This is a genomic window from Duganella flavida, assembly GCF_009857445.1.
GTDB lineage: Bacteria > Pseudomonadota > Gammaproteobacteria > Burkholderiales > Burkholderiaceae_D > Rugamonas > Rugamonas flavida.
Genome location: NZ_WWCN01000013.1, coordinates 168,707 through 195,680, shown reverse-complemented (window position 1 = coordinate 195,680; position 26,974 = coordinate 168,707). Strand labels below are relative to the sequence as shown.

Below are 26,974 nucleotides of genomic sequence, written 5' to 3'. Positions count from 1 at the left end.
CAGCCAGGTTTATCGATGCGCTTGCATCCAAGGAGTTTTCGTGAATAACATGTTTTCCAAATCAGCCATCTGGGTAGTCGTAGTACTGCTCCTGCTTATGCTGTACAAGCAGTTTGACAACCACGGCGTGGCGGGCGGAGCCAAAGCGATCGCTTATTCTGACCTGCTGGATGACGTGAAAGCCAAGCGCATCAAGGATGTCGTGATTGAAGGCGGCAATATCACCGCCACCCGCAGCGACGATACCAAAGTCCGCACCACCGCCACGCTGCTTGACCGCGGCCTGATCGGCGACCTGCGCGACAACGGCGTGCGTTTCGACATCAAACCGCCTGAAGAGCCTTCGTTCCTGCAGACGGTATTTGTGTCCTGGTTCCCGATGCTGCTGCTGATCGGCGTGTGGATTTTCTTCATGCGACAGATGCAGGGCGGTGGCAAGGGCGGCGCCTTCTCCTTCGGTAAGTCGAAGGCGCGCATGATGGATGAAACCAATAACACCGTCACCCTGTCCGACGTGGCAGGCTGCGACGAAGCCAAGGAAGAAGTGGGCGAGATCGTCGACTTCCTGAAAGATCCAAGCAAGTTCCAGAAACTGGGCGGCCGTATTCCACGCGGCGTGCTGATGGTGGGCCCTCCAGGTACTGGTAAAACCCTGCTGGCACGTGCCATCGCGGGTGAAGCCAAAGTGCCGTTCTTCTCGATTTCCGGTTCTGACTTCGTCGAGATGTTCGTCGGCGTGGGCGCAAGCCGCGTGCGCGATATGTTCGAGAACGCCAAGAAGCATTCGCCTTGCATCATCTTCATTGACGAGATCGACGCAGTTGGCCGCCATCGCGGCGCCGGCATGGGCGGTGGTAACGACGAGCGCGAACAGACCCTGAACCAGTTGCTGGTTGAGATGGACGGCTTCGAAGCCCAGTCCGGCGTGATCGTGATCGCTGCCACCAACCGTGCTGACGTGCTGGACAAAGCGCTGCTGCGTCCGGGCCGTTTCGACCGCCAAGTGACTGTCGGCCTGCCGGACATTCGTGGCCGTGAGCAGATTCTGAACGTGCACATGCGCAAAGTGCCGATTGGCACCGACGTCAAGGCCGATATTCTGGCCCGTGGTACGCCTGGCTTCTCGGGCGCGGACCTGGCTAACCTGGTCAACGAAGCTGCGCTGTTTGCTGCGCGCCGTTCCAAGCGCTTGGTCGATATGCAGGACTTCGAAGATGCCAAGGACAAGATCTACATGGGTCCTGAGCGTAAATCGATGGTCATCCGAGAGGACGAGCGTCGTAATACCGCTTACCATGAGTCTGGCCACGCTGTGGTTGCCAAGCTGTTGCCGAAAGCTGACCCTGTTCACAAGGTCACCATCATGCCGCGCGGCTGGGCACTGGGCCTGACCTGGCAGTTGCCTGAGCACGACAATATTTCGGGCTACAAGGACAAGATGCTGGAAGAAATTTCCATCCTGTTCGGCGGCCGTATCGCAGAAGAGATCTTCGTCGGCCAAATGTCGACTGGCGCTTCGAACGATTTCTCGCGCGCTACCAAGCTGGCCCGTTCGATGGTGACCAAGTTCGGTATGTCCGATGCGCTGGGCGTGATGGTGTACGAAGATACCCAGAACGACGGCTTCATGGGCGGCAGCAACAAGACCATCTCGGAAGCCACGCAGCAGAAAGTGGATGCGGAAATCCGCAACATCCTGGACACGCAATATGCGCTGGCCCGCAAGCTGCTGGAAGAAAACCGCGACAAGGTCGAAGTCATGACCAAAGCGCTGCTGGAGTGGGAAACCATTGACGCAGACCAAATTAACGACATCATGGCCGGTCTGGAGCCGCGTCCGCCAAAAGCCGGCGTGACGATCCGCAAACAGCCTCCGGGCGATGGCGGCAGCGGCGTTTCGCCTAGCGTGACCGCACCGGCTTAATCGCCACGCGGCACGGCATCAACTACCAAGGGTGAGGAGCAATCCTCGCCCTTTTTCATTCCTGTTCCACATGCAATCTACCTTACAGTTTGGCCGTTTTAATTACCCGTGGCGGGGGCAGGGCGTACGTGCCCGTGTGATGGGTATCCTCAACGTGACGCCCGATTCCTTTTCCGATGGTGGCAATTACCAGGCGCTGGAATTCGCCATCTCGCATGCCGAGGAAATGATCGAGGCGGGTGTCGACATTATCGACGTGGGCGGCGAATCGACCCGCCCCGGCTCGCCGCCGGTGTCGCTCGAAGACGAGCTGCAGCGCGTGATGCCGGTGCTGTATGCAGTGCGCGACATGGGCCCGGCCATCTCGGTCGATACCTATAAGCCGCAGGTGATGCGCGAAGCCATCATCGCCGGCGTCGACATGATCAACGATATCAATGGCTTCCGTGCGCCGGGCGCCATCGAAGCCGTGCGCGACAGCGATTGCGCGTTGTGTATCATGCACATGCAAAGCGATCCGCAGCATATGCAGCTGGCGCCGTCTTATACCGACGTGGTGGCCGAGGTGATCGCCTTCCTGCGCGAGCGTATCGAGGCGATGCTGGCGGCAGGCATTGATCCGCGCCGCATTTGTATCGATCCCGGCCTTGGTTTTGGCAAGACGGTAGAGCATAATTACACGTTGCTAAAATCTACATCCCGGCTGATCGCCGAGCTCGACATGCCGCTGTTGGCTGGCCTGTCGCGCAAGGCCATGGTGGGCGCGGTGACTGGCAAACCGGTGGAAAAACGCATGGCAGGCAGCGTCGGCGGCGCATTGGCTGCGGTGGCGCAAGGCGCGCTGATTGTGCGGGTGCACGATGTGGCTGAGACCGTGGATGCGCTGAAAGTATGGCACGCGGCACAGTAAAACCAATAACGATTAAGAGTACACAATGACACGTAAATATTTTGGCACCGATGGTATCCGTGGCCTGGTCGGCGAAGCACCGATCACCCCTGACTTTGTCATGCGCCTCGGCTATGCGGCCGGCAAGGTACTGGCCAGCAAGCGCAGTGGTACTGGCCGTCCAACCGTCCTGATCGGCAAAGACACCCGCATCTCCGGCTACATGCTGGAAGCGGCGCTGGAAGCGGGCTTTTCGGCCGCCGGTGTCGACGTCATGCTGGCCGGCCCGATGCCGACCCCGGCGATTGCCTACCTGACCCGCGCGCTGCGCCTGTCGGCCGGCGTGGTGATTTCGGCCTCGCATAACCCGTTCCAGGACAACGGCATCAAATTCTTCTCGGCCCAGGGCGCCAAGCTGCCGGATTCGGTCGAGCTGGACATCGAAGCCGAGCTGGATCAGCCGATGAACTGCGTGCCGTCGGAAAAACTGGGCCGCGCCAAGCGCCTGGACGATGCACAAGGCCGCTACATTGAATTCTGCAAGAGCACCTTCCCGAACGAGCTGGACCTGCGCGGCCTGAAAGTAGTGGTTGATTGCGCCCACGGCGCGGCCTACAACATCGCACCGCACGTGTTCCACGAACTGGGCGCGGAAGTGATCGCCATCGGCAACAAGCCGGACGGTTTTAACATCAACCTTGAGCACGGCGCTACTGCGCCGAAAGCGATGGCTGCTGCTGTACAGGCGCACGGTGCTGATCTCGGCATTGCGCTGGACGGCGATGCCGACCGCCTCATCATGTGCGACGCCAATGGCCGCCTGTACAACGGCGACGAGCTGCTGTACCTGATGGTCATGGATCGCCTGGCTACCGGCCCGGTCGCCGGTGCGGTTGGCACGCTGATGACCAATATGGCGGTCGAAGTGGCGCTGAAACAGAAAGGCATCGGCTTCGCGCGCGCCAAGGTGGGCGACCGCTACGTGCTGGAAGTGATGCAGGAAAACGGCTGGATCCTGGGCGGCGAGGGCTCGGGCCACCTGCTGGCGCTCGACAAGCACACCACCGGCGACGGCATCATTTCCGCGCTGCAAGTGCTGTCAGCGCTGAAGCGCGCCGGCAAGTCCCTGGAACAATGCTGTGCCGACCTGACCATCTTCCCGCAGACCCTGATCAACGTGCGCGTGGCGGCCGGTTTCGACTGGACCAAGAATGCGGCCATGGTGGCGGAAAAAGCCAAGGTTGAGGCTGAGCTGGGCGATAGCGGCCGCGTGCTGATCCGCGCTTCGGGCACCGAACCGCTGATCCGTGTGATGGTGGAAGCGCGCAACGCCGACGACGCACAGTCGATGGCACGCCGCATTGCCGACAAGATGGAAAGCCAGCTGGCAGCCTGAAATTTCAGCACTATAATTAAATCAGGTGCTTTGATTGACGGAATCGGTGATAACGATTAGAATACTGGTCTTCGGAGTGTAGCGCAGCCCGGTAGCGCACCTGGTTTGGGACCAGGGGGTCCAAGGTTCGAATCCTTGTACTCCGACCAAGAACTTCAAAAAAGGGCTGTCTTTCAGACAGCCCTTTTTTCATTTCCGCCGCAGATTCCTGTGGCGTCTTTCTGCCCATAGCTCAGTTGGATAGAGCACAAGCCTTCTAAGCTTGGGGTCGCTGGTTCGAACCCAGCTGGGCAGGCCAGATAATCCAAGACTTAATGCATCGCTCAATATGTCTTTGCACTCGCCCGGCGTTCCAGCCATTCACGCCCACCATTATTCAAGGCTTTAGCCACTGATGCCGCTGGCAGGCTATATACCGTAGCCCAAGTAGCACGTCCATCACTGGCATTAGAAGGGAAACTGCTGGATTCAATTGGCCAATGGTATTTGCGCTTTAATGTTTTAACGATAGCGGCGAGGGAGGTACGGCCTTGTAGCGGTTCGGCTCCGGTTTGGTCAGCATCGGATAATAATACCGCCAGTACGGCGCCACGCGCAGTTAATGGGCCAGGGAATTTGGGAGCTTTTGACATTGCGTATTTTTTGATTATTAATATAAAAGGCTGAATCCACTACGACACCTCATTATGCCAAAAATTAGCGTGTTGTCGCTCATTTCTGGCATACTCTCCTGGCCCGGCGTGAGGGAAAGTGTTGCCGCCGGCTTTGAGGAGAGCTGAATGACTATTGACTGGAACGTTTTTACTCCCGGCGCTGCGCTGGCGGGAGGAGTGCTGATCGGCTTGGCTGTCGCAGTATTTGTTATCTTCAATGGCCGAATTGCTGGTATTAGCGGAATTATTGGCGGCCTGATTAAACCGATACGCGGCGACACGGCTTGGCGGCTGGCGTTTATAGCTGGACTGATTGGTGCACCATTAATATATGGTTTGTTTTTCAAACTGCCTGAAATTCAGGTTGATGCCGATACTGCGACTTTGATTATTGCGGGTTTAATTGTTGGCATCGGGACGCGCTATGGCTCCGGTTGTACCAGCGGCCATGGGGTGTGTGGAATATCCCGGCTTTCCCCGCGTTCAATTATTGCCACCCTGATTTTTATGGCTGCAGGGTTTATTGCAGTATTTTTGGTGCGCCACTTATGATATTCGTTTCTTTTTTAGCTGGGCTGATCTTCGGCATAGGCTTGATTATTTCCGGTATGGCGAATCCGGCCAAGGTATTAGGTTTTCTTGATTTGGCTGGTAAATGGGATCCATCCCTGATGTTTGTCATGGGCGGTGCAATTGGCGTGGGGTTCTTTGCTTTTCTCTGGGCAAAATCGCGCAAGACGACTTTGTTGGGGGCAGAAATGAAATTGCCGACCGCGACTCAAATAGACCGTCGCCTGGTGATTGGTTCCGCGATGTTTGGCATCGGCTGGGGCATCGCTGGGTTCTGCCCCGGCCCCGCACTGGTGGGTGTTGGCATGGGCTTGCCGAAAGCCATCATTTTCGTCGCCGCCATGTTGGCAGGCATGGCGTTGTATGAATTGATTGAGCGCCTACGCGGTGGATAAGTTCAGCTGCGGAAAAAATGCGCAGTGAAACTTTATCCTTTCAGAACAAGAGCTTGAGCCTCGGCCCTGGGCTTTGTTAACAGCCTTATCCACAGAATTTGTTAACAACCTGGCGAACCGAAGCGCTAAACGTTAGTGGAGTTGCAGCGCAAACATCTTCGGCTGGAAAGGATTGATTTCCTTGCGCAGCATGCGCGGCATGAAGGGATCCGAAATGAAGGACTGCGATTTGTAGAAGTTGTCTGTGCCTTCGCCCGCCACCAGCAGCAGGCGGCGGATTCCCATGCTCAGCGCATACTGTTCGATGCGCTTCATGATCCAGTGGCCTATGCCCTGGCCGCGATATTCGCTCAAAATGATGAGCTCCGACACAAAACAAAACTCCGGCGCCGCCATTTCCATCCGGGCGATGCCGATCTGTTTGTTTTTCAATTCCACTGACACCCACTGGACTTTGCCGCGCGGATCGGCAGCGGTGGGCTGGGACAGCGCACCTTTGGCACCGGCATCGCGCCGGAATGCCATTAAAACCTTGGTGGCGGGTGCTGTTTTCAGCAGGCGAAATTGCAAGTCGAGATCCATGGTACCTTTTCCTGCTAGGTGATCCACGTATACTGCGGTGCGCACGATTGGCATGCAATGATCGATTTGTATAAATTGTTTCTTGTGCCCCTATGCGACAATGGGGCATGGACAAGCAATACTTTTATGAACCGGCGCTCGGCCACGGCCTGCCGCATGATCCCTTCAACGCCATTGTCGGCCCGCGCCCGATCGGCTGGATTTCCACCCGCGCTGCCGACGGTACGCTCAATCTTGCACCGTACAGCTTCTTCAACGCTTTCAACTACACGCCGCCGCTGATCGGCTTTGCCAGTTTAGGACGCAAAGACACGCTACGCAATGTCGAAGAGACCGGGGAATTCGTCTGGAACCTGGCCACGCGCCCGCTGGCCGACGCGATGAACGCCAGTTGCGCCGCCGCGCCGCCGGAAGTGGATGAATTCCAGTTGGCCGGCCTGAAGACCGCGCCATCGCGCATCGTCGGCGTGCCGCGTGTGACGGAAAGTCCGGTGTCGTTTGAATGCAAGTGCAGCCAGATCATCCGCCTGCAAGGCGCGTCCGGTGCAGAGACCAATAGCTGGCTGATTCTGGGAGAGGTGGTAGGCGTGCACATCGCACAAAACCTGCTGCGCGACGGCATATACGACACGGCCGGTTCGCACACCATCTTGCGTGGCGGCGGCCCGGCCGATTACTTCGAGATCACGCCGGATAACTTGTTCCGCATGACGCGGCCAAATTATCCGTAACGATCAATAGGTGTAGAACATGCGCTGGATCTGCTTGCTGTCGCTGGTCTTGGTCAGTGCCAGCATCAGCAGGATGCGGGCTTTTTGCGGATTCAGCGTATCCGACGCCACGAAGTCCAGCTCGTCGTCATTGGCTTCGCCGTTGCGCGCCACAATGCCCTGGCCGACGCGGCTGGAACGCACAATCAGCACGCCTTGCTTGCGCGCCGCCTCCAGGCTGGTCTTGACCGACGACGCCAGGCTGCCATCGCCCACACCAGCGTGGATGATGCCTTTGGCGCCGGCGGCAACCACCGCATTCAGCGCTACCGGGCTGACGTTGGCGTAGCCGTAGACGATGTCCACTTGCGGCAGCGCGTCCAGCCTGCTGATGTCGAATTCGGTGTCGACCGTGTTTTTGCGGGCCGACACGTGGTAGAAGTACGGCTTGTTACCCTGGATGTAGCCCAGCATGCCCAGTTCCGGGGTCTTGAAGCTGTCCGGGGTGGAGGTGTTGGTCTTGGTGACATCGCGCGCAGCGTGGATCTGGTCGTTCATGGCGACCAGCACGCCCTTGCCAACAGCTTCCTGGCTGGCGGCCAGCAGCACGGCGTTGTACAGATTGATCGGGCCGTCAGCCGACAGTGCGGTGCCGGGACGCATGGCGCCCACCAGCACCACAGGCTTCTTGCTCTTCACGGTCAGGTCGAGGAAGTAGGCGGTTTCTTCCAGCGTGTCGGTGCCGTGGGTGATGACGATGCCGTCCACATCCGGCTGCGCCAGCAGCGTATTGACGCGCTTGGCCAGTTTCAGCCAGTGCTCGTTGCTCATGTTTTCGCTGGCGATCTGGAACACTTGCTCGCCCTTGACGTCAGCCACCTTGGCCAGTTCCGGCACGGCGGCGATCAGGCGCTCCACGCCGACGGTGGCGGCGGTGTAGCCGACCGTGGTGGTGCTGGTGGCGCCGCTGCCAGCGATGGTGCCACCGGTCGCCAAAATGGTCACGTGGGCCAGTTTTTCTGCTGCCCCGGCATAGGAGCTGAGCAGCATTGCGCAGGCCAGCACGGCTTCACGCCAGCGACTAGAATGATGAAAGAACATGAGGTCTCCTGATAAAATTACAAAGATTGGCATATTGGCAAAAACGCCGTATGTCAACAATGCAGGGTGTTGCCGCGTTAACGCACGGTTGCGCTAGCTTGCGGGCACTAAGTAAAAGAGAAAAAATATGAGATTGACTATCACGATCGCATTATTGCTGGCGCTGGCCGCCTGCGGCAAGAGCGCGGAGCAAAAACAGCGAGAAGAAGCGGCGACGCTTACCAGCCTGGGCGAAAAATATGTGCGCGAAAAAGTGCTGGAACCCGGGCAGGCGCAGTTCCGCAACCAGTTCATCGGCAAGGGCGGGGCGCCGTGCGGCGAGGTCAACGCCAAGGATGCGTTCGGCAGCTACATCGGCTTCCAGCGCTACATCTCGGTGGCGCGCGACCTGACCGTGCTGGCGCAGGACGTCACCCCGGCCGAATTTGAGGCGCAGTGGCGGCAGCTCTGTCGATAACACCAATTGGCGCTATCATGTCTGTACCACATCGCGAGGATACGGCATGGAACTGAAACCTGGGGCCGGCAGCAGCGCCGCCCCTCACCTGGCATCATCCGACGTCGGCAACCGCCGGCACCAGATTTTCCCTACCCTGAGCGAAGACCAGTTTGACATCCTGATGCGCTACGGCGAACGGCGGCACTTTGCCGCCGGCGAGGTGCTGTTCCGCCAGGGCGACCGGCATATCGGCATGTACGTCATCATCTCCGGTTCAATTGAAGTGGAGCGCGGCTCGGCGCTGGGCTTGACCGTCATCGGCACCCACGGTCCCGGCATGTTCACCGGTGAGATGGGATCGCTGGCTGGCCGTGCCGCCGTCGCCACAGCACGCGTGGTGGCAGACAGCGAGCTGATTGTGATCAGCGAAGATTCGCTGCGCACGCTGGTGATTTCGGAAGCGGCGCTGAGTGAAACCATCATGCGCGCCTACATCCTGCGGCGCGTGGTCTACATGTCCGACCAGACCGGCGGCGTAGTGGTGTTTGGCCAGCGTGATTCGCAGGAGACCCTGATCCTGCGCCATTTCCTCAATCGTAACGGCACACCATCCGCTTACTTCGAGGCCGATGCCGACGACGATGCGCGCGCGCTGATGGAGCGCTTCGGTGTGCAACTGCAGGACATTCCGGCGGTGGTCACCATCAGCGGCGAAGTGCTGCGCCGGCCCACACTGCGCCAGGTGGCGGACGGCATCGGCATCAGCCCTGACAGCATCGACGGCCGCTTGTTCGACGTGGTGGTGGTCGGCGCTGGTCCTGCGGGTCTGGCTGCCGCCGTGTACGCGGCCTCGGAGGGCTTGACGGTGGCGGTGCTGGACGCCAAAGCGCCGGGCGGCCAAGCTGGCGCCAGCTCCAAGATCGAAAACTACTTCGGCTTCCCGACCGGCGTATCGGGGCAGGCGTTGGCAGGCCGCGGGCTGGCGCAGGCGCGCAAATTTGGCGCCGAGGTGGCGGTGCCGGTCAAGGTCAGCGCCGTCAATTGCGAAAGTCCGGAATACGATATCCAGATCGACAGCGGCGAGAAGCTGCGTGCGCGTTCCATCGTCATCGCCAGCGGCGCGCGCTATCGCAAGCCTGACTTGCCGGGACTGGAGCGCTTTGAAGGGCGCGGCGTGTACTACAGCGCCTCCTTCATGGAAGCGAATTTCTGTTCGGATGAAGAGGTAGTGATCGTCGGCGGCGGCAATTCGGCCGGACAGGCGGCGGTGTTTTTATCGCAGCACGCCAAGCATGTGCATATCGTGGTGCGTTCGAGCGGGCTGGCGGCCAGCATGTCACGCTACCTGATCCAGCGCATCGAAGCCTCGCCGAAAATCACGCTGCACACGCACAAGCAGATTGTCGAGCTGCGTGGCGGCGACAGGCTGGAAAGCATTTGCTGGCAAAGCGCAGGCGGTGTCGCACGTGAAGCACCGGCGCGCCATCTGTTCTTGTTCCTCGGCGCGGAGCCTAGCACCGCGTGGCTGGGCGATTGCGTGGCGCTGGACGACAAGAATTTCGTGCTGACCGGGCCGGACGTGCCGGCAGAACGCTGGCCGCTTGAACGCCCGCGCCACTTCCTCGAAACCAGCCGCCCACGCATCTTCGCAGTGGGCGATGTGCGCAGCGGTTCGGTCAAGCGGGTGGCGGCAGCAGTGGGCGAGGGCTCGGCAGCGGTGGCATCGCTGCACCAGGCCCTGGCTTCGGACCTGCTCTAAGGCTCGATGCTGCCCAGCGGTTTGCTGTGCCGGTTGGCGCGGCGGATCGGCGGCTGCTGGAGTGGCGGCCGCGCCAGCGCTTCCTGGGCGCGTTCGTAGCCGTACTGCCACTGGTCCTGCATGTGCTGCACGAAGACCTCGTAACTTGGCGGCATGCGCAGCTCGATGCGGTTGCGCAGCCAGTCCAGCTTTTGCTGTAGTTGCTGCTTTTCCAGCACCACCGACACGTCGGACGAATCAATGCGCATGTCGGCCAGGTGCGAGTTGGCGTAACGCAGGCGCGCGTTGCCATCCACGCCTAGCACCGCGCGCCAGGCGGGAATTGAGAATACCTGGTCGAAGGCTTCCTTGAACTCCATGATGACTTCTGTGCCGAGCGCGCGCGCGATTTCGACCGGGAACAGATCAAGCACGCCGCCGATGTACTCACTGCCGCGATGCTGGGCGCAGCGGAAGTAAATCATGTCAGCGATGGAGATGCGGGCAGCGTCGGTGACGGCCACGCTGCTGTCGGTCAGCAGCTCCTGCGCGACGGCGTGATCGCCCCAGCGCGGCGCGTTGAGCGGCGAATCCATGCCTTGCAGCGCGGCGGCGGCGCGCTCATTACAGAATACCGTCTCCGCATACAGCTTGCGCTGGCCGCGTGGCTGGCCGACGTCCGCCTCATCGAACAGCAGCTTGCCGCCAATGATGGCGACATCCACTTCCGGCGTGCCGGTGGCCGCAGGGAAGGGCAGCTGCGGCGGAATCTCGAACAGGTAGTCGGTGAATAAATCGGGAATCACCGGCGCGCTGGCGTTGCTCATCTTGCGCTTGGCGGCGCGGAATAAGGAGCCGAGTAAAACGGCATTGTCGGTGGAGCGCAGGCTACACCAGAACTGGTACATCTGCTCCGACGACAGCCACTCGCGCTGTGCCTCGGGATCGGGCAGGTTGTGAATGATGGCGGCGGCAATCGCCCCACCGCAACTGGCCAGCAGCACATCCGGCGCCTTGCCGGCCTGCCGCAGCGCGGCATACATGCCGATGTAGATCCCGAAGCGGAAACCTCCACCTCCCATCACCATGCAGCGTTTATACGGTTTATACAATTCTTGCGTCATAGGACGCAACCATACCACAAGCAAGCAGCGCCCAGCTTGCTTGACAGCCCTCGGCAGAGGCTTAACATGGCGCACATGGAAACCCAGACTACACCGACGGAGGAAATGCTACGAACCTTGCTGGTTCGTACTGCCGTATTGCAGACTGGGAGCGAGGCGCTAGCGGCATCCCTAGCCGAGCTGCGCGGCGGACAGGCTGAACTCCGCGCCGGGCAGGTCGTCATGCAGAAATCTATTAATGAGCTTCAGATAGATATGGCGACCACCAAAGCGACAGCGGCTACCCAAGCCGAAGTTGAACGCGTCCGGGCCGAATTCTACAAGGCGATACACGAGCAGACTACGCGCTTGCTGGTTGGCGTGACGGTGGTCTGCTCAGGACTCACCGCCGCCGTCTACTACATCGCACGCAACGTCCACTAATTACAGTTGATGCTCCAGCATGAGGCGCAGCGTGGCATACGTTGGCGTCAGACGGATGCGCTGCGTGGCGCCGCTGCTGTCGGTGTAGAGGGTGGTTTCGCTGGCTTGCTGGTGCAGCAGGTTGGCGGCGGAGATGCGTAGCTGCGTTTTCGCGCCCACTTTCCAGAGGGCGTACAGGTCCAGCTCACGTTTCGGGCTGGCGCTGTTAAACACTTTCAATGACTGGCGCGATGGGCCAGCGGCCTGGTAATTCAGGTTGCCGCCGACTGTGAACTGCTGCCAGCGATAATCCGCGCCGATGTTGGCGGTGGCTGGTGTTTGTGATTCCAGCCGGTTGTCCGGGCCGGGCACATTGTCCACGCGCGACCAGTTGCGCGACAGGTTGGCGCGCAGGTCCAACGTCTTTGTCAACGGCAGCTTGGCTTCCAGCTCCACACCATGCGCGCGCGCGTTGCCGTCGTTGAACGGCGCTTCTACCCACACGCCGTCCTGCTGGAACAGGCGCGATTGCGTTACGTCGCGGATGCGCCGCAGGTAGGTGCTGACGCTGAGTAGGGCACCGCCGCCCAGATAGTGCTCGTATGCCGCATCCATACCCCATGCCAGTTCCGGCCGCAGGTTGGGGTTGCCCTGTTCATCCGGATTGGTAGGATTATTGTTGTTGTCGTTGGTGTAGCGGCGCGGTACCAGCTTGACCAGCGGTGGCGCTTTGTAGGTACGGCTGATGGCCAGTCGCAGCACGTCCTTGTTCGCCAGCGCGTAGCGCGATTGCAGCGATGGGCTCCATACCGAGGAACGGCTGTCCAGCGCATCCGCTGCATTGGCGGCGTTGGCGCGGCTGGCTGTGTCCAGGCGTTCGTGGCGCAGGCCGAGGTAGAGTGAATACTGCTTTGTTACCTGCCATTCGTCCTGCGCGAACAGGGCGAGGCGATTGACGTTGGCGCGGTAGTCGGCGTTGTTGGCGCTGATTTGTACGTCCTTGGCGTCGAACACCGTTTCATTGCGGTCTTCACTGCGCACGGCGTGACTGGCGTCCCAGCCCAGCGCAATCGCGTGCTGTTCGCCGAACGGATGGCGATATGTGCCGGTGCTGGTCGCGGTGTTTTCCACCGGCCCGGAGTCGACGTGATGGCGGCCGAGCGGCTTGCCGTCGGCATCGCGGCCGTGGAAGTCGAAGATGCCGCTGCGGCGGTTGGTGGCCGCGCCCAGTTTCATTTCCAGCCTGGCGCCATCGGCCAGCAGGTGCGTCCAATTGACGTCGCTGCGCAGCATGACAAAGTTGGCGATGAAGTTGGCGTCGTTGTGCGGATATTCGCTGTGGTCACCAAGTAGCGCCGTTTCGTCGGCGCGATTGAGGTTGTCGACGCGGCGGATGTAAGCAAAGCTTTGCCAGCTGACGGTATCGCCATCGGCGAATTTCCAGTTCAGGCGCGGCGTCAGGGTGAGGGCGTCGGTGCGGCCGGATTCGGTTTGCGGCGTGCGGCGCAGCAGCGTGATGGCGTCGTTGGTGTCGCGCTGCTCTTGCCAGTCGGTGAAGGGTTTTTCGCTGCGCTTGCGTGTCAGCGCGGCGGCGAGGCTGTAGGAATAAGCATCGCTTTGATCGGAGAGTTGTGCGCTCAGTGCCGGCGTGTTCGCGCCGTTTTGTTGCGCGACGCTGGCGGTGATGGAGCGCTGGCCACGCGTCGCAGCTTTTTTCAGGATGATGTTGATGGCGCCGGCCATCGCCTGGTTGCTCATTTCCGCCGTGGCACTGCGCAGGATTTCGATGCGCTCGATGGTTTCCGGTGCGATGGCGTCGAGCGAGAAACCGGCCGCCACCGGCTCGCCGTTGAGCAGTATCTGCGTATAGCCGTTGCCAAGCCCGCGCATCTGGATAGCGTTGCCGTTGATGCTGATGCCGGGCAGGCGCTTGAGCACATCGGCCAGCGCCTGGTCGCCTTGCCGCACGATGTCAGCGTGGTTGATGACGATGCTGGTGGTGGTCTCGCGCTGGCGCTGCTCGGCGCGCGCGCCGGTGACCTGGACTTGCTGCGGTTCCGGCGTTTCCGAAGCGTAGGCGCAAGCGGAGACCGCCAGCAGCAGGCTGCTGGTGATGCGTTGAGGCGACATGGTTATCCTTTTTGCTGGCGGCGGACTTTGAGTGCGCGGGCGGTGGCGTAGGCGTCGAGGTTGGCGAATTTTGGCGCGGGATCGAGGATCCGGCCGTTCTCGCGCAGTTCGAGGTGCAGGTGCGGGCCGGTTGCAAAGCCGGTTTGGCCGACAGCGCCTATGTGTTGGCCTGCCTGCACGCGCTGGCCGGGCGTGACGCTTACGCTGTCCAGATGGGCGTATAAGGACTGCTGGCCGCCGTGGTCGATGATGACCACATTGCCGTAGCGGCCGTCGTTTTCGGCAAACGGTCCGGCGGCGATGACGGTGCCGTCGGCCGTTGCGTGGACCGGCGTACCTTTGGCTGCACCAAAGTCGATGCCCCGGTGCGGCGTCGGCAGCACGCTGCGAATCACGCCGAAGAAGCTGGTTACGCGAACCTTGTCCACCGGTGCGCGCCAGATTTCAGGTGACGCAGTTGCAGTGTCGATGGAGGTCGAGCTGTAGCTCGCCGCTGCTTCGCTGGTCGCGGCGGTGAATGCCAGCGCGGGTTGCAGCATCGCGCCCAGCGCGAGAATGGAGGCCAGTCCGGCGGCCACCAGCCATGTTGTGGCAGTGCCCAGTGCAGGCAGGCCTTCTTGCTGCATGTGGCGAATGCGGGCGCTGATCGTTGCGCCGCCGAAGGCCGCAGCTCCGGCTGGCGTGATCGTCGTCCATTGGCGCAGCAGGGCGGCGGCGTATTGCTTGCGCTGTTGTTGCGGGCGTCCAGCAAGGACGTGCTGATCGCAGCTGAGTTCCAGCGCCCATGCCATTTGCTTTGCCATCCAGCGCAGGGCGGGATTAAACCAGAAAATAGTCTGCAGAATGGCAGCGATGGCGAGGCACAGCGGATCGCGCACGCGCCAGTGATGCAGTTCGTGGGCGATGATCATTTGTTGCTGCTGGCGGCATAGCGTGTCGAGATGGGCCGGCAGCAGCAGGCGCGGACGACGTACGCCGATCAGCATCGGCGAGATAGCGGCGTCGGTACGCAGCACGGTCAGCCCGCGCTGGGCGATTTCTCGTAACTGATCGGCAGTGCACAGGACGAGCAGCTCTTGTGGCGACAAACGCTCGGCGCTTGCCAGCAGCCCGCGCCACAAGCGCCGCGCACGCAGCAGCTTCGCGATCGCCCACGCCAGACCGGCGGCGTAAGTCAACAGCCAAAGCGCAGCCAGCGAAGGCAGGATTTGCAAGGCCGCAGTCGCAGCCGCCGATGACGACGCCGCCGTCTCGCCATCGCCGTTGTCGAAGGCTGCGGTTTGTGGCAAGGACGGCGAGGCTGTCGAGGCGCCGGCCGCGCGCGCCGGCGCTGGCTGCGCGGCGGTGAGCGTTATCTGCGGTGCGATATTCATGTGCGCGCTGCGCGGTAGCGGCAGGAAAGGTATTACGGCGGTAAAGGCCACGACGCATTGCGCTGCAAGCCACACATCCCGGCGCGTTCGCAGCGCGGGACGCAGGCGCGCAGCACCGTCCAGCATCAACCACACCAGCATGCCTGCCGCCAGGCAGCTTGCGCATGCCACTAGCCATTGAAGCGACGCCAGGGACGCCATCATGCCTCGTCCGCCGGCCAGTCGTGCAGCATTTGTTCCAGTTGCGCCAGTTCCTGCTGGTCGACCAGTTTGGAGCCGGTGAACATGGTCACCGGCAGCGGTGCGTCGATCTCCATCACGCGGCGGCCGAAATCGTGTGCAAACGCGGCCAGCGTGCCAACCTTCTCCAGCCGCGCGCTGTAGACATTCACGCCATGCGCCAGCTGCAAGCCGACCATGTCCTTTTCCAGCATGCGATCCAGTGTCTTGCGGGTGGACGAAAACGACCAATCCAGCTCGCCGGCGGCGGCATCGTGAATCTCGCGCGCGCTCAGTGGCTGCTGCTTCCACAGCACTTTCAGCAAAGTCAGCTCGGTAACCGACGGAATATTCATGAATCTACCCTCTGTGCGACGAATGGGATCAGTATGCGACAGTTGTCGCATGCTCGTCAAGCCAATGTATATCATTTTGTAACATTGCTTTAAATAAATTCTAAATATGCTACGATGAATTTTTTGCTAACTAGCAAAAGGGCACGTCGTCATAATCCGGCGGCACGTAGAAGCGAGGCGCTATACAATGCCTGTGGCCGCAGCTATCCCAGCCGCAGCCACCTCTGCATTGGAAAATTTATGTATTACGGAGAGCGCTTCAACAGCATCACGCATACCGTCGGCGCTGCGCTGGCTGCGGTCGGTGGCACCCTGTTGATCATCCAGGCCGCCCGCAGCGGCGACGCCTGGAAAATCGTCAGCTGCAGCATCTACGCCGCCACGTTGCTGGCCTTGTACCTGACGTCCACGCTGTATCACAGCCTGCGCGGACGCGCCAAAGACGTGCTGCGGCAGTTGGATTACTGCGCCATCTACCTGCTCATCGCCGGCAGCTACACGCCGTTCACGCTGGTCAGCCTGCGCGGACCGTGGGGCTGGACCTTGTTCGGCGTGGTATGGGGACTGGCGGTGATCGGCATCGTGCAGGAACTCTTGTTTGCCAAGGGCGCGCGCGTGCTGTCGCTGCTGATTTATGTGGCGATGGGGTGGGTGGGCGTGATCGGCGCCAGCCCGCTGATCGATGCGCTGGGCTGGAACGGCTTTATGTGGCTGGCGGTAGGTGGCTTGGTGTACACACTGGGTATCGCTTTCTTCGTCACCGACCACAAATGGCGTTACGGCCACGGCGTCTGGCATTTGTTTGTACTGGGCGGCAGCGCATGCCATTTCGGCGCGGTGCTGCTGTACGTGGCGTAAGGATGGAACACCCGTGGATATCAACTCGGACGATTTAAAGACCTTCATCACCGTGATCGACAGCGGCACTTTGAGCGCCGCCTCGGTGCACCTCGGGCAGACTACGTCCGGCGTGAGCCGCGCGTTGTCGCGGTTGGAGGACAAGCTGGCCACCTCGCTGCTGACGCGTACCACGCGCCGCATGGAGCTGACCGAAGAGGGCCACCTGTTCCTGGAAAAAGCGCGCGCTATCCTGAGCGCGATGGAGGAGGCGGAAGAAACCATCCGCATTCGTCGCCAGAAGCCGGCCGGCCGCCTGTGCGTGGACGCGGCGTCGCCGTTCATGCTGCATTGCGTGGTGCCGCACGTGCCCGAATTCCGCGCCATGTATCCGGACATCCGCCTGGAATTAAGCAGCAACGACCAGATCGCGGACCTGATCGAGCACCGTACCGACATCGCCATCCGCATCGGCGCGCTGACCGATTCGACCCTGCACGCGCGCGCCCTGAGTTCCAGCCCGCTGCACGTGCTGGCCAGTCCGGAATACCTTGCGCAGCATGGCACGCCGCAAGCACCGGAAGACCTGGCGCGGCATGCGCTGCTCGGCTTCGTGCAGTATGAACTGGGCAACCAGTGGCCGTTGCGCCATGCCGCCGGCAATAGCCTGCCGATTACGCCGACCATGACCGCCTCCAGCGGCGAAACGCTGCGCCAATTGGCGCTGGCCGGGCAGGGCATTGTGTGCCTGGCAGACTTCATGACCCGCGCCGACATCGACGCGGGCCGCCTGGTGAAAGTTCTGGAAGCCGATAACACCGGCTACCGCCAGCAGATCCACGCGGTCTACTACCGCAACACCCAGCTGGCGCAGCGGATCAGCTGTTTCCTCGAATTTTTGCAGCAAAAACTCTGATCTGTGCAGGGTGCGGAGCCGTACAGAGAGCTGTGCGGCGCAGGGCTAAACTGGTGTCCAAGCTACTACAGCTGGAGGCCATCATGACACACACTACGCACCCTTCGAAGTACCTGGTCCGCGCTTACCTTGAGCGCCGTTCGCAGGAAGTGAAACCGCCGCCAACGCCGGACGAAATCCGTCGCCAGCTTGGCTGGGGCTTGATGGCCTTCGATCAAAAAGTCAGCAGCAACCGTAATTGACGTAATTGACCCTGTTTTCGCCGTTCACCGGCCCATTTCCGCCGTTCACCGAATAGCGGTATCCCCGCCAGCAGTTCCCCGGTATCGTTACATCCATACCGACTTGGGGGACTGACATGAACGTACAAACTGCCTACCAGTGGCGCAAACAGCTGGTGTGGGGACTGGCGCTGATCGCCGTCGGCACCATCGTGCTACTGGAGCGTATCGACCTGCTGGACTGGGACTTCGACCTGGCGCAGGTATGGCGCTACTGGCCTTGGCTGCTGGTCATCAGCGGCATCACCAAAATCATCCCGCCGACCAACCCGCGTTATCTCCTGAATGGATTCTGGGAGATCTTCTTCGCCGGCTGGTGGTATGTTTCGTTCAACCGCATCTGGGGCTGGGGCTTCGGCGAAACCTGGCCGGCGCTGCTGGTCGCCTGGGGGCTGGGCCTGCTGCTGCGCCCTTTGCTGGATAATATTTTCGCATCGATCAAGGAGCAAGCATGAAAACCCGCCGCGACCGTAATCCCGCCACGCAGATGGTTATCGGACTGATTGTGATTGGCGTTGGCATGCTGTTCTTGCTCGATAATCTCGGCTGGCTGGATCTTGACCTGCGCATCCACATCCTGCCGACCATCCTGATCGCCGCCGGTATTTTGAAAGTGCTGCAAACCCGCACCCAGTCGGGCATCATCATCGGTGGTGGGATGGTGGCGGTGGGCAGTGTGTTCATGCTGAAGGAAATGGGCCTGATTAACATCGGCTGGAACACCCTGTGGCCGCTGGTCCTGATTGGCGCCGGCGTCGCCGTGGTATTCAAGTCGAACGCCAACCGCACCGCGCTGGAACAGCAGCCGCCTGGCCCGCTGGATAAATCGGAAGCCGATTCGCTGATTAACTACACCGCCATCATGGGCGGCTTCAAACATCGCATCACCACGCCGGACTTCCGCGGCGGCGAGATCACCTCCATCATGGGTGGCTGTGACCTGGACCTGCGCCAGTCCTCGATCAACGGCGACGCAGTGCTGAACGTGTTCGTGATGTGCGGCGGCATCACCATTAAGGTGCCGATCGATTGGACCGTGGTATTCGACGGCACGCCGATCATGGGCGGCTTTGAGGAAAAGACCGTGCCGGTCACGGGCCCCGGTTCCGGTAAGCGCCTGATCGTACGCGGCTACGTCATCATGGGTGGACTGGAAGTGCGTAACTGATGCAGGAGATTTCCGCCACTCGCCGAGGGACCGTCATCTACCTGCTGGTATGGCTGTTCCTCGGTTGTGCATTGGGCGGCGTGGTGTCGCTTGCCAGCGAGACGCCGCTGGCTAACGCCATGCTGTTCGCGATTCCCATGAATCTGTGGTACGCCTTTGCCGCTGGCTATTCGGCTTACTACTTGTGTCGCGCCTACCCACTGGGCACACGCGGCGCCGCGCCGACGGCGATGGTGCTGGCTCTCGCGGCCATAGTGCTGGGTTTTCTGTGGCTGATTATAGGGAATGTATGGAACAGCGTTTGCCTGTTGTTGGGCGTGGGATGGAGCGGCATCGTCATCACGCCGCAGCTGTCGGTGTTGATTGTGGTGCTGGGCGTGCTGCTGTATGGCTTTGCGGTGGCGCTGCATTACCTGGTGATTGAATTCGTGCGGGCCAAGAACGCCGAGCAGCGCGAGCTGGAATCGCTGCTGATGGCGCAGGAGGCCGAATTGCGCATGCTGCGCACGCAGATCGATCCGCACTTCCTGTTCAACAGCCTGAATTCCATCAGCGCGCTGACCTCGCAGGATCCGAAATCGGCGCGGCGCATGACGCTGGAATTGGCGAGTTTCTTCCGTCAGAGCCTCGGCATGGAGGCACACAAGAAAGTAACGCTAGGTGAAGAGATGGTGCTGATCCGGCACTTCCTCGCCATCGAGCAGGTACGTTTCGGCGAGCGCCTGTTGGTGGAAGAGGAAATCGGCGAAGGTGCGGCGGAATGCCTGGTGCCGCCGATGATCATCCAGCCGCTGGTGGAAAACGCCGTCAAGCATGGCATCTGCAATATGCCGGAGGGCGGTACGATACGCATCATCGCGCGGCGGGCCGGCTCGATGCTGCACATCGGTGTGGCCAATCCGGTGGACGAAGACATGGCGTCCATTCGCAGCGAGGGCCACGGTATCGGCCTGACCAACGTGCGCCAGCGTTTATCCGGGGCTTACAAACACGAAGCTGGCATCCAGTGGGGCCGGCACGAGAACAGCTTTGGCGTGGACATCACAATGCCCGCGCAAACGAGCGAAGAAGGGGATTGAGGTATGCGTATCATCATCGTGGACGATGAAATGCTGGCGCGCGGCGTGGTGCGCGAATACTTGTCCGAGCATGCGGACGTCGAGGTCGTGGCCGAATGCGCCAACGGCTTCGAGGCGGTGAAGGCGATTACAGAGCTGTCGCCCGACCTGGTGTTTTTGGATATCCAGATGCCCAAGCTGGATGGCTTTGAAGTGGCCGAGCTGGCAGGCAGCAAGACGCGCTATATCTTCGCCACGGCATTCGACCAGTATGCGATCAAGGCGTTTGAATTCCACGCGCTCGATTATCTGCTCAAACCTTTCAGCCAACAGCGCTTCGACCAGGCGCTGGCACATGCGCGCGCCAATATCAGCGCCGGCGGCGAGGCGGTGGAGAAGATGGTGCGCGAGGCGACGGGCCGCAACAAACCGATAGGCCGCGTGCTGATACGCGACGGCGCCAAGGTCCACGTTATCACTGCCGACAAGATCGAGCATGTGGAGGCGCAGGACGACTATGTGCAGATACGGTCGGAGGGCAAGTCCTACCTGAAGAACCAGCGCATGTCGGAGCTGGAGGAGCAGCTGGACGGCGAGCAGTTTCTGCGCATTCATCGATCGTACATCGTCAACATCGCGTTTGTGGACCGCATCGAGCAGGCCACCAAGGATAGCCATGTCGCGGTGTTGAAAGATGGCAGCCGCTTGCCGGTCAGCCGCAGCGGCTACCAGAAGATACGCACGGTGATCCAATAATGCTGCACGAAGAGTTTGACCCGCCGGAGGAACTGCGGGAAGCCATCAAGTGCTTCTGGCATAACCGCTGGGACTTCGGCGAGCAGCCTGCAAGCTTTGAGGTGCTGCCGGACGGGTATGCGGAAATCATCTTCAGCTTCGGTAGCGTGATTCGCGATGGCGTGGCGCTGCCGTCGCCCTTCATGATGGGCTTATTGAACCAGCCGGTGTTGTTTGCGGCGGCGGGGCGGCTGGACATTATCGGCATCCGCTGCTATCCGTGGACGGTGTTTGATTTGCTTGGCCTGCCGTCCGGTAAGCATGGTGTGCAAACGTTCGAGCATCCGATCGCGCAGTTGCAGCCTCTGATGGCGCGGCACGTGCAGGCCGGCGATATCGGTGCGGCGCTGGACGAGCTGCAGCGCCATTTCCGGCCGCAGCTGGCGCTGGACAGCACGCTGTTCAAAGCCGGTGAGGCGATGCGCGGAGCGGGCGGTGCGATGCCAGTGAGCGAGGTCGCTGCAGCTGCGCATGCAACGGTGCGCACGCTGGAGCGCAAGTTCAAGCAGTCGTCCGGGCATACGGTGAAAGATGTCTCGGGCCTGATGCGCTTCGAGCAGGTGCGGAATCGCTTGTGGCATACTCCGCAGGTCAACCTTGCCGCGCTGGCGCAAGAGCTGGGATACACCGATCAATCGCATTTAAGCCGCGAGTTCAAACGATACAGCGGCGCGACGCCGGCTGCCTTCGCGCGCAAGGCCAAGGTGCAAGCCGCCAGCAAAGAGATTGTCGCATTTGTACAAGCCCCTGCCGGAGACTAGCCCTAGACTGCGGGGCATGAACACACCACATCACGTAATCATTGCAGGCGCTGGACCGGTAGGCCTGTTGCTCGCTTGCGAGCTGGCGCTGGCCAAATGCTCGGTCCTCATCCTTGAAAAATCGGACGATCCGCACTCACTATTGAAGCAGCTGCCGTTCGGCATACGCGGCTTGAATGCGCCGTCGATTGAAGCGCTGCACCGGCGCGGGCTGCTGGAGGAAATGGAAGTGCCCAAGCGCTTGCAGAATCCCTTCACCGGCACGCGCACCAAACAAGCCGGCCACTTCGCCGGCATCCAGTTCGAGCATGACAACATCGATACCTCCGGCTGGCCGCAAGGTTTGCCATACAGCCTGCTGTCCGAGATGGCGGAACTGGAACAGGTGTTGACGCGCCGCGCGCTATCGCTGGGCGTAGAGATCCGGCGCGGCGCAGGCATCACCGATGTGGCGCAGGATGCCGACGGCGTGAGCGTGACCGCATCCATGGCCGGGCAGCAGCGGACGGCACGTGCAGCTTGGCTGGTCGGCTGCGATGGTGCGCGCAGCGTGGTGCGCAAGCAGGGCGGATTTGAGTTCGCGGGCACTGAGCCTGAATTCACCGGCTACTCCGCCAAGGTGGACCTGGTCGATGCCGAGTTGCTTGCTCGCGGCCGTGTGGTGACAGAGCGCGGCATGTACTTCCAATCGCAGCCGGGCTATCTCAACCTGCAGGACTTTGATGGCGGCGCCTTCCACCAGACCGGCGAACCGGTTACGCGCGACCACTTGCAGGCGGTCTTGCGCCGCATCTCAGGCGTCAACGTCGCCATCGGCGCGCTGCACGTTGCCACCACGTGGACTGACCGTGCGCGGCAAGCCACCAGCTACCGCAATGGCCGCATCCTGCTGGCCGGTGACGCGGCGCATATTCACGCACCGCTGGGCGGGCAAGGCCTGAACCTCGGCATCGGCGACGCCATGAACTTGGGCTGGAAGCTCGCGGCCACCATTCACAACGAAGCGCCGGACGGCCTGCTGGATAGCTACCAGGCGGAGCGCCATCCGGTCGGCGTTCGGGTCCTCGATTGGTCGCGTGCGCAGGTCGCGGTGATGCGGCCAACGCCGGAAGGTCGTGCCTTGAACGCCATCTTCCGGGACTTGATCAACACCCGCCACGGCGCTACTTACTTCGCCTGCCGCGTGTGGGGCCTGATCTAGCCTTCGATGCGCCACCAGCTGGGCATCAGCTCCTGGATTTCCGGACGGCCAAAGCGGTCGTCGATCAGGTAGACCGTGCCTTTGTCGGACTGCGTGCGTATCACGCGGCCGGCCGCCTGCACCACCTTCTGCATGCCGGGATAGGTGTAGGTGTAGTCGTAGCCTGCGCCGAAGATGGTCTCCATGCGCTGGCGTATCTGCTCGTTGACCGGATTGATTTGCGGTAGGCCCAGCGTGGCGACGAAAGCGCCGATCAGGCGTGCGCCCGGCAAGTCCACGCCTTCGCCGAACGAGCCGCCCAGCACAGCGAAGCCGATGCCTTCGCTGTCGAGCGTAAAGCGATCAAGGAAGTGCGCGCGCTCCGCTTCATCCATGCGGCGCGATTGCCGCCACGTTGGCACCTCCGGATGCAGCTCGCTGAACTGGTTGGCCGCCTTTTCCATGTAATCGAAACTGCTGAAGAAGGCGAGGTAGTTGCCGCGCTGTTGTGCGTACTGCTTGCCCATCAGGTCCGCGATGGGCTTCAGAGATTGCTGGCGGTGTTGGTAGCGCGTCGAAATATGCTTCGCCACCTGCACCGACAACTGCTCCGCCACGAATGGCGACTCCACGTCCACCCACGCGGTGGTATCCGGCATGCCGAGCATGTCGCCGAAGTAGTTCCATGGGCTCAGGGTGGCCGAGAACAGCGCCGTGGTGTGCGTGCTTTCAAAGCGCGGCTTTAGATACGGGGCCGGTACGATGTTGCGGATGCAGAGCACCGAGTTGCTATTGCTGGCGCGCGCGCCCGGCGCCTTCTCGATATCGAATAGCGCGTGGTCGCCAAAGCTTTCCGCCAGTCGCGCGAACATCAGCGCGTTGAAGTAGAAGCTTTGCAGGTCCGGCTCCACGTAGCCCGGATGGTCGGCCATGTAGTCGGAGATGGCGGTCGATGCGGTCTGCAACGCGCCCATGAATTTTTCCGGCAGCTCGGCATAGGACTGGTACTCGGCCGCCTGGTCTTTCTCCAGCTGGTTCCATTGCTTATGCACGCGCTCCAGCGGTTTTTTCAATTCCTCCGGGGCGATCTTGCGCAGCAGGCGCAGGCTGTCGTGCTCCATGTCGGCCGAATACATCTTGCGGGCGCGCGAGACCATGTTGTGGGCCTCGTCCACCAGCACGTTGACCTTCCAGTCGTTCAGCTGCGTGAGGCTGTACAGCATGGCGCTGCCGTCGAAGTAGTAGTTGTAGTCACCGATGACGATGTCGCACCAGCGCGCCAACTCGCTGCTCAAATAGTAGGGGCAGACATTGTGGGCGAGGGCGATCGCACGTAGCGTGTCGCGATCCAGCGTCGGCGGTGCGCCACCATTTGACGATGGCGCCATGATCGCCAGCGCGGATTCGCGCGCCGCCGGCAGGCGGTCGTAGAAGCCTTTCGCCAGCGGGCAGGAATCGCCGTGGCAGGCCTTGTCCGGATTGACGCAGGCGGTGCTCTTCGCTGCTAGTTCCAGCGTGCGCAGTGGCAGCAGCGGCGCGCCTTCGCGGATCAGGTCCACCGCATCGAGCGCCATTTGACGCCCCGAGGTTTTCGCAGCGAGGAAGAAAATTTTATCGACGCCATGTTCGGCGCTGGCTTTTAGCATCGGGAACAGGCTGCCGACGGTTTTGCCGATGCCGGTAGGCGCTTGCGCCAGCAGACATACCTTGCGGTTGCTGGCGCGGTACATGGCTTCCGCTAGTTGGCGCTGGCCGGGGCGGAAGTCGCCGTAGGGGAAGCGCATCACCTTCAGTTGCTGGTCGCGCTCCGCGCGGTGCGCCATCTCTTGCTGTGCCCATTGCAGGAACAGCGTGCATTGCTGTTCGAAGTAGGCTTGCAGACCGGCCGCCGTGTGGTCTTCGTGCAGCACGGTTTCTTTCTGGCTGCCGATGTCGAAGTAGACCAGCGCGAGGCGGATTTTTTCCAGACCCTGGTCCTGGCACAGCAGGTGGCCGTAAATCTTGACCTGCGCCCAGTGCAGCGCGCGCTGGTTGTCCGGCATTTTCTTCAAGTCGCCGCGATAGGTTTTGATTTCTTCGAGGCGGTTGGTGCGGATGTCGTAGCCGTCGGCGCGGCCGCGCACGTGCAGCGGGCCGAAGTCGCCGGACAACGCGATCTCGGTCTGGTAATCGTCATCGCGGCGCGAGGTGACCACGCCGTGACCGGCGATGCCTTCCTGCGCGGTGGGCGAGGGCGTGAAGCGCAGATCGAGGTCGCCGGTTTTGGCGGTGAACTCACAGAGGGCGCGCACTGCTACGTTGTACTTCATGCTGCCCACTGCAAATAGCAGACCGAAACCGGCATCTGGTGCTCTGCGCAGTACTCGATCCAGCGCAGCTGGTTGTCCTGCAGGCGGTCGCCGGGGCCTTTTACTTCGATCATATTGTAGCGGCGCTCGGCCGGCCAGAACTGGATCAGGTCGGGGAAGCCGCTGCGGTTGGATTTGATGTTCTGCAGGATGCGTTCAAACGCGTGCTTCAGGTGCTGTGGCGGGATGCAAGCGAGCGCCATCTCCAGCAGCTCCTCGCTGATCGCTTCCCAGTACAGGAAGGGCGACTGGATACCATACTTGGCCGCGTAGTTGGCGCGGATGGTGGCGCGGTATGCGTCGCCATCCAGCTGCGACAACGCGTGTTCAAACTGCTGCGCGCGGCGGCGCTGGAAGTCGGCGCTGTGCAAATCGGCCGGGCCGCGATGATACGGATGGAAGAACGCACCCGGTATCGGCGAGAACACCGCATCCCAGCACAGCAGGCCAAACAGGGAATTCATCAGCGAGTTCTCGACGTAGTAGACCGGCGCGTCGTCGCTGTGCAGATGGTCGCGCACCACGAATTCGACGTAGTAGTCTTCCTGCGGCGGCGGCAGATTCAGGTCGATGCGCTCGGCCTGCGCCAGCAGCACCGGCGGCGGCTTGGCGTGACCGAGCTTGCGCGCGAGGCGCGGCGCCATGCGCAGCAGCTGCTGGCGTTCGGCCTCGCTCTCCGGTGCTTGCATGGCGGCTTGCAGTAAATCGAAAGCCTCGCGCGGCTGCTGGTTTTTTTCCAGCACGCGGATGGCGCGGGCGCGGGCGCCGGGATAGTCGCAATCGGCGTACAGCGCGTAGGCGGCCGGCCAGTCGGACTGCTTTTCCACGTGCTGGGCGATGGCGAAAATCAGCTTGTTGCGGCGGCTGCGCAGCCATTCGTTGTCGGGCGCGCAGGGCGGCAGGTCGGCAATGACGGCGGCCGGTTCTTCACCTTCGGCAAAGCGCTCGTGGCACTGGCGCAGGGTGAGGAAATCATCGATGTCGCGGCGGCTGCGGAAGCCGCGCGCGGCCGGCGAGAACTCGACCTTTTCGTATTGGTAAATGCCAAGGTCGGACAGCACGAAGTCAGTCCAGTCCTGATGGTAGTTGCCGAAGAAGATGAGGCGCAGGCGGTCGCACAGCTCTTGCGTGAGATTGCGGTAGACATGGTCGCCCGAATTGGCGTACCAGGCGGAGAAGCGGTGCTCGGCGTCGTACTCTTCGCGTAGTGCTTCCAGTTGCTCTGCCTTGCGCAGGTGCTTGACGTGCGTTGCCAGCTTGAAGACTTTGGCGATTTCCGGTTTTTGCAGCAGGTCGAACAAGGCGTCCAGCCCCAGTTGCGGATCTTCTGCGATTAGGCCGAGCTCGGCCAGCGGGCGCGCCGCCTCATGCGTGCTGCCGATTTCGGCATACACCAATTTACTGGCGCGGAACACGGTGCCTTTGCGCATCACCATGCGCACGAACAGCGCACGCGAAGCTTGTGGCAGCGAAGGGAATACGGTGAGGAAGTGGCGTTCTTCGGGAGTGAGCAGATCGTCGTAGCGTTCGGCTATCCACACCAGCACCTGGTGAAAATTCTCCAGATAGTAGAACGGATTGTCGAGAACTTTGATCATTGCAGCGGGGACGAACGACGATTAACTGTAT

General features: G+C 61.2%; 26 protein-coding genes and 2 tRNA genes. 20 read left to right on the top strand and 8 right to left on the bottom strand.

Features of this window, described 5'->3' with window-relative positions; genetic code table 11:
* Nucleotides 1-40 precede the first annotated feature (40 nt).
* The 7 genes from ftsH (at nucleotide 41) to GTP46_RS20515 (ending at nucleotide 5,827) form a co-directional block, all read left to right on the top strand.
* Complete coding sequence (gene ftsH, locus GTP46_RS20545) at nucleotides 41-1,924, top strand: ATP-dependent zinc metalloprotease FtsH (RefSeq protein ID WP_161008480.1); 1,884 nt, start codon at nucleotides 41-43, stop codon at nucleotides 1,922-1,924.
* Between the two features lie 70 nt (nucleotides 1,925-1,994).
* Nucleotides 1,995-2,834 carry a dihydropteroate synthase gene (folP, locus tag GTP46_RS20540; protein WP_161008479.1) on the top strand — a complete coding sequence of 280 codons (840 nt, stop codon included), beginning with the start codon at nucleotides 1,995-1,997 and terminating at the stop codon, nucleotides 2,832-2,834.
* A 25-nt stretch (nucleotides 2,835-2,859) separates the two neighbouring features.
* Nucleotides 2,860-4,209, top strand: coding sequence for a phosphoglucosamine mutase (gene glmM, locus GTP46_RS20535; RefSeq protein ID WP_161008478.1), 1,350 nt, complete (start codon nucleotides 2,860-2,862; stop codon nucleotides 4,207-4,209).
* A 72-nt stretch (nucleotides 4,210-4,281) separates the two neighbouring features.
* Nucleotides 4,282-4,358 (top strand) — tRNA-Pro (locus tag GTP46_RS20530).
* A gap of 72 nt (nucleotides 4,359-4,430) precedes the next feature.
* Nucleotides 4,431-4,507, top strand: a tRNA-Arg gene (locus tag GTP46_RS20525).
* A 481-nt stretch (nucleotides 4,508-4,988) separates the two neighbouring features.
* Nucleotides 4,989-5,414 (top strand): YeeE/YedE family protein, encoded by a 426-nt coding sequence (locus tag GTP46_RS20520; protein ID WP_161008477.1) that lies wholly within the window; start codon nucleotides 4,989-4,991, stop codon nucleotides 5,412-5,414.
* Nucleotides 5,411-5,827, top strand: a complete 417-nt coding sequence (locus tag GTP46_RS20515; RefSeq protein ID WP_161008476.1) for a DUF6691 family protein — start codon at nucleotides 5,411-5,413, stop codon at nucleotides 5,825-5,827. The genes GTP46_RS20520 and GTP46_RS20515 overlap by 4 nt, the downstream gene beginning before the upstream one ends.
* Nucleotides 5,828-5,959: 132 nt before the next feature.
* Here the strand turns inward: GTP46_RS20515 and GTP46_RS20510 are convergent, their stop codons facing one another.
* A complete protein-coding gene (locus tag GTP46_RS20510) occupies nucleotides 5,960-6,463 on the bottom strand; it encodes a GNAT family N-acetyltransferase (RefSeq protein ID WP_229259037.1) in 504 nt (167 codons plus the stop codon).
* A gap of 53 nt (nucleotides 6,464-6,516) precedes the next feature.
* Between GTP46_RS20510 and GTP46_RS20505 the strand changes: the two genes are divergently transcribed.
* On the top strand, nucleotides 6,517-7,140 hold the full coding sequence (locus GTP46_RS20505) for a flavin reductase family protein (RefSeq protein ID WP_161008475.1): 624 nt from the start codon (nucleotides 6,517-6,519) through the stop codon (nucleotides 7,138-7,140).
* Nucleotides 7,141-7,143: 3 nt separating this feature from the next.
* Here GTP46_RS20505 and GTP46_RS20500 read toward each other — a convergent pair whose 3' ends face one another.
* Nucleotides 7,144-8,169, bottom strand: coding sequence for a type II asparaginase (locus tag GTP46_RS20500; RefSeq protein ID WP_161008509.1), 1,026 nt, complete (start codon nucleotides 8,167-8,169; stop codon nucleotides 7,144-7,146).
* A gap of 178 nt (nucleotides 8,170-8,347) precedes the next feature.
* On the opposite strand from GTP46_RS20500, the gene GTP46_RS20495 reads away from it, so the two are divergent.
* The gene (locus GTP46_RS20495; protein WP_161008474.1) at nucleotides 8,348-8,677 is read left to right on the top strand and encodes a hypothetical protein; all 330 of its coding nucleotides are present in this window, start codon (nucleotides 8,348-8,350) and stop codon (nucleotides 8,675-8,677) included.
* A gap of 46 nt (nucleotides 8,678-8,723) precedes the next feature.
* The gene (locus GTP46_RS20490) at nucleotides 8,724-10,418 is read left to right on the top strand and encodes an FAD-dependent oxidoreductase (protein ID WP_161008473.1); all 1,695 of its coding nucleotides are present in this window, start codon (nucleotides 8,724-8,726) and stop codon (nucleotides 10,416-10,418) included.
* Here GTP46_RS20490 and GTP46_RS20485 read toward each other — a convergent pair.
* Nucleotides 10,415-11,521, bottom strand: coding sequence for a patatin-like phospholipase family protein (locus GTP46_RS20485; protein WP_229259036.1), 1,107 nt, complete (start codon nucleotides 11,519-11,521; stop codon nucleotides 10,415-10,417). The two genes, GTP46_RS20490 and GTP46_RS20485, sit on opposite strands and share 4 nt — an antisense overlap.
* Nucleotides 11,522-11,776: 255 nt before the next feature.
* Here GTP46_RS20485 and GTP46_RS20480 point away from each other — a divergent pair, with 255 nt between their 5' ends.
* The gene (locus GTP46_RS20480) at nucleotides 11,777-11,944 is read left to right on the top strand and encodes a hypothetical protein (protein WP_161008472.1); all 168 of its coding nucleotides are present in this window, start codon (nucleotides 11,777-11,779) and stop codon (nucleotides 11,942-11,944) included.
* Here GTP46_RS20480 and GTP46_RS20475 read toward each other — a convergent pair whose 3' ends face one another.
* From GTP46_RS20475 to GTP46_RS20465, 3 genes are read right to left on the bottom strand one after another with little or no spacing between them, the layout of a single operon-like run.
* On the bottom strand, nucleotides 11,945-14,053 hold the full coding sequence (locus GTP46_RS20475; protein ID WP_161008471.1) for a TonB-dependent receptor plug domain-containing protein: 2,109 nt from the start codon (nucleotides 14,051-14,053) through the stop codon (nucleotides 11,945-11,947).
* Nucleotides 14,054-14,055: 2 nt separating this feature from the next.
* Nucleotides 14,056-15,630 (bottom strand): M56 family metallopeptidase, encoded by a 1,575-nt coding sequence (locus tag GTP46_RS20470; protein WP_161008470.1) that lies wholly within the window; start codon nucleotides 15,628-15,630, stop codon nucleotides 14,056-14,058.
* On the bottom strand, nucleotides 15,627-16,001 hold the full coding sequence (locus GTP46_RS20465) for a BlaI/MecI/CopY family transcriptional regulator (protein ID WP_161008469.1): 375 nt from the start codon (nucleotides 15,999-16,001) through the stop codon (nucleotides 15,627-15,629). The genes GTP46_RS20470 and GTP46_RS20465 overlap by 4 nt, the downstream gene beginning before the upstream one ends.
* Before the next feature lie 240 nt (nucleotides 16,002-16,241).
* Between GTP46_RS20465 and trhA the strand changes: the two genes are divergently transcribed.
* From trhA to GTP46_RS20425, 9 genes are all read left to right on the top strand, one after another.
* A complete protein-coding gene (trhA, locus tag GTP46_RS20460) occupies nucleotides 16,242-16,859 on the top strand; it encodes a PAQR family membrane homeostasis protein TrhA (protein ID WP_161008468.1) in 618 nt (205 codons plus the stop codon).
* A gap of 13 nt (nucleotides 16,860-16,872) precedes the next feature.
* Entirely contained in the window at nucleotides 16,873-17,754 is an 882-nt protein-coding gene (locus GTP46_RS20455) for a LysR substrate-binding domain-containing protein (protein ID WP_161008467.1), read from the top strand.
* Between the two features lie 83 nt (nucleotides 17,755-17,837).
* Nucleotides 17,838-17,996 carry a hypothetical protein gene (locus GTP46_RS29515; protein WP_202414364.1) on the top strand — a complete coding sequence of 53 codons (159 nt, stop codon included), beginning with the start codon at nucleotides 17,838-17,840 and terminating at the stop codon, nucleotides 17,994-17,996.
* 116 nt (nucleotides 17,997-18,112) lie between these two features.
* Nucleotides 18,113-18,490: a LiaF transmembrane domain-containing protein gene (locus GTP46_RS20450; protein WP_161008466.1), complete on the top strand. Its 378-nt coding sequence runs from the start codon at nucleotides 18,113-18,115 to the stop codon at nucleotides 18,488-18,490.
* Entirely contained in the window at nucleotides 18,487-19,203 is a 717-nt protein-coding gene (locus GTP46_RS20445; protein ID WP_202414363.1) for a LiaI-LiaF-like domain-containing protein, read from the top strand. Before GTP46_RS20450 ends, GTP46_RS20445 begins: the two co-directional genes overlap by 4 nt.
* Nucleotides 19,203-20,282, top strand: coding sequence for a sensor histidine kinase (locus tag GTP46_RS20440; protein ID WP_161008465.1), 1,080 nt, complete (start codon nucleotides 19,203-19,205; stop codon nucleotides 20,280-20,282). The genes GTP46_RS20445 and GTP46_RS20440 overlap by 1 nt, the downstream gene beginning before the upstream one ends.
* Before the next feature lie 3 nt (nucleotides 20,283-20,285).
* Nucleotides 20,286-21,017, top strand: a complete 732-nt coding sequence (locus GTP46_RS20435) for a LytR/AlgR family response regulator transcription factor (RefSeq protein WP_161008464.1) — start codon at nucleotides 20,286-20,288, stop codon at nucleotides 21,015-21,017.
* On the top strand, nucleotides 21,017-21,817 hold the full coding sequence (locus tag GTP46_RS20430) for a helix-turn-helix domain-containing protein (protein ID WP_161008463.1): 801 nt from the start codon (nucleotides 21,017-21,019) through the stop codon (nucleotides 21,815-21,817). Before GTP46_RS20435 ends, GTP46_RS20430 begins: the two co-directional genes overlap by 1 nt.
* A 16-nt stretch (nucleotides 21,818-21,833) precedes the next feature.
* Nucleotides 21,834-23,018, top strand: a complete 1,185-nt coding sequence (locus GTP46_RS20425) for an FAD-dependent monooxygenase (RefSeq protein ID WP_161008462.1) — start codon at nucleotides 21,834-21,836, stop codon at nucleotides 23,016-23,018.
* On the opposite strand, the gene GTP46_RS20420 is transcribed toward GTP46_RS20425, so the two are convergent.
* Nucleotides 23,015-25,306, bottom strand: coding sequence for an ATP-dependent DNA helicase (locus GTP46_RS20420; protein ID WP_161008461.1), 2,292 nt, complete (start codon nucleotides 25,304-25,306; stop codon nucleotides 23,015-23,017). The genes GTP46_RS20425 and GTP46_RS20420 overlap by 4 nt on opposite strands.
* On the bottom strand, nucleotides 25,303-26,943 hold the full coding sequence (locus GTP46_RS20415) for a VRR-NUC domain-containing protein (protein ID WP_161008460.1): 1,641 nt from the start codon (nucleotides 26,941-26,943) through the stop codon (nucleotides 25,303-25,305). Before GTP46_RS20415 ends, GTP46_RS20420 begins: the two co-directional genes overlap by 4 nt.
* Between the last annotated feature and the right edge of the window lie 31 nt (nucleotides 26,944-26,974).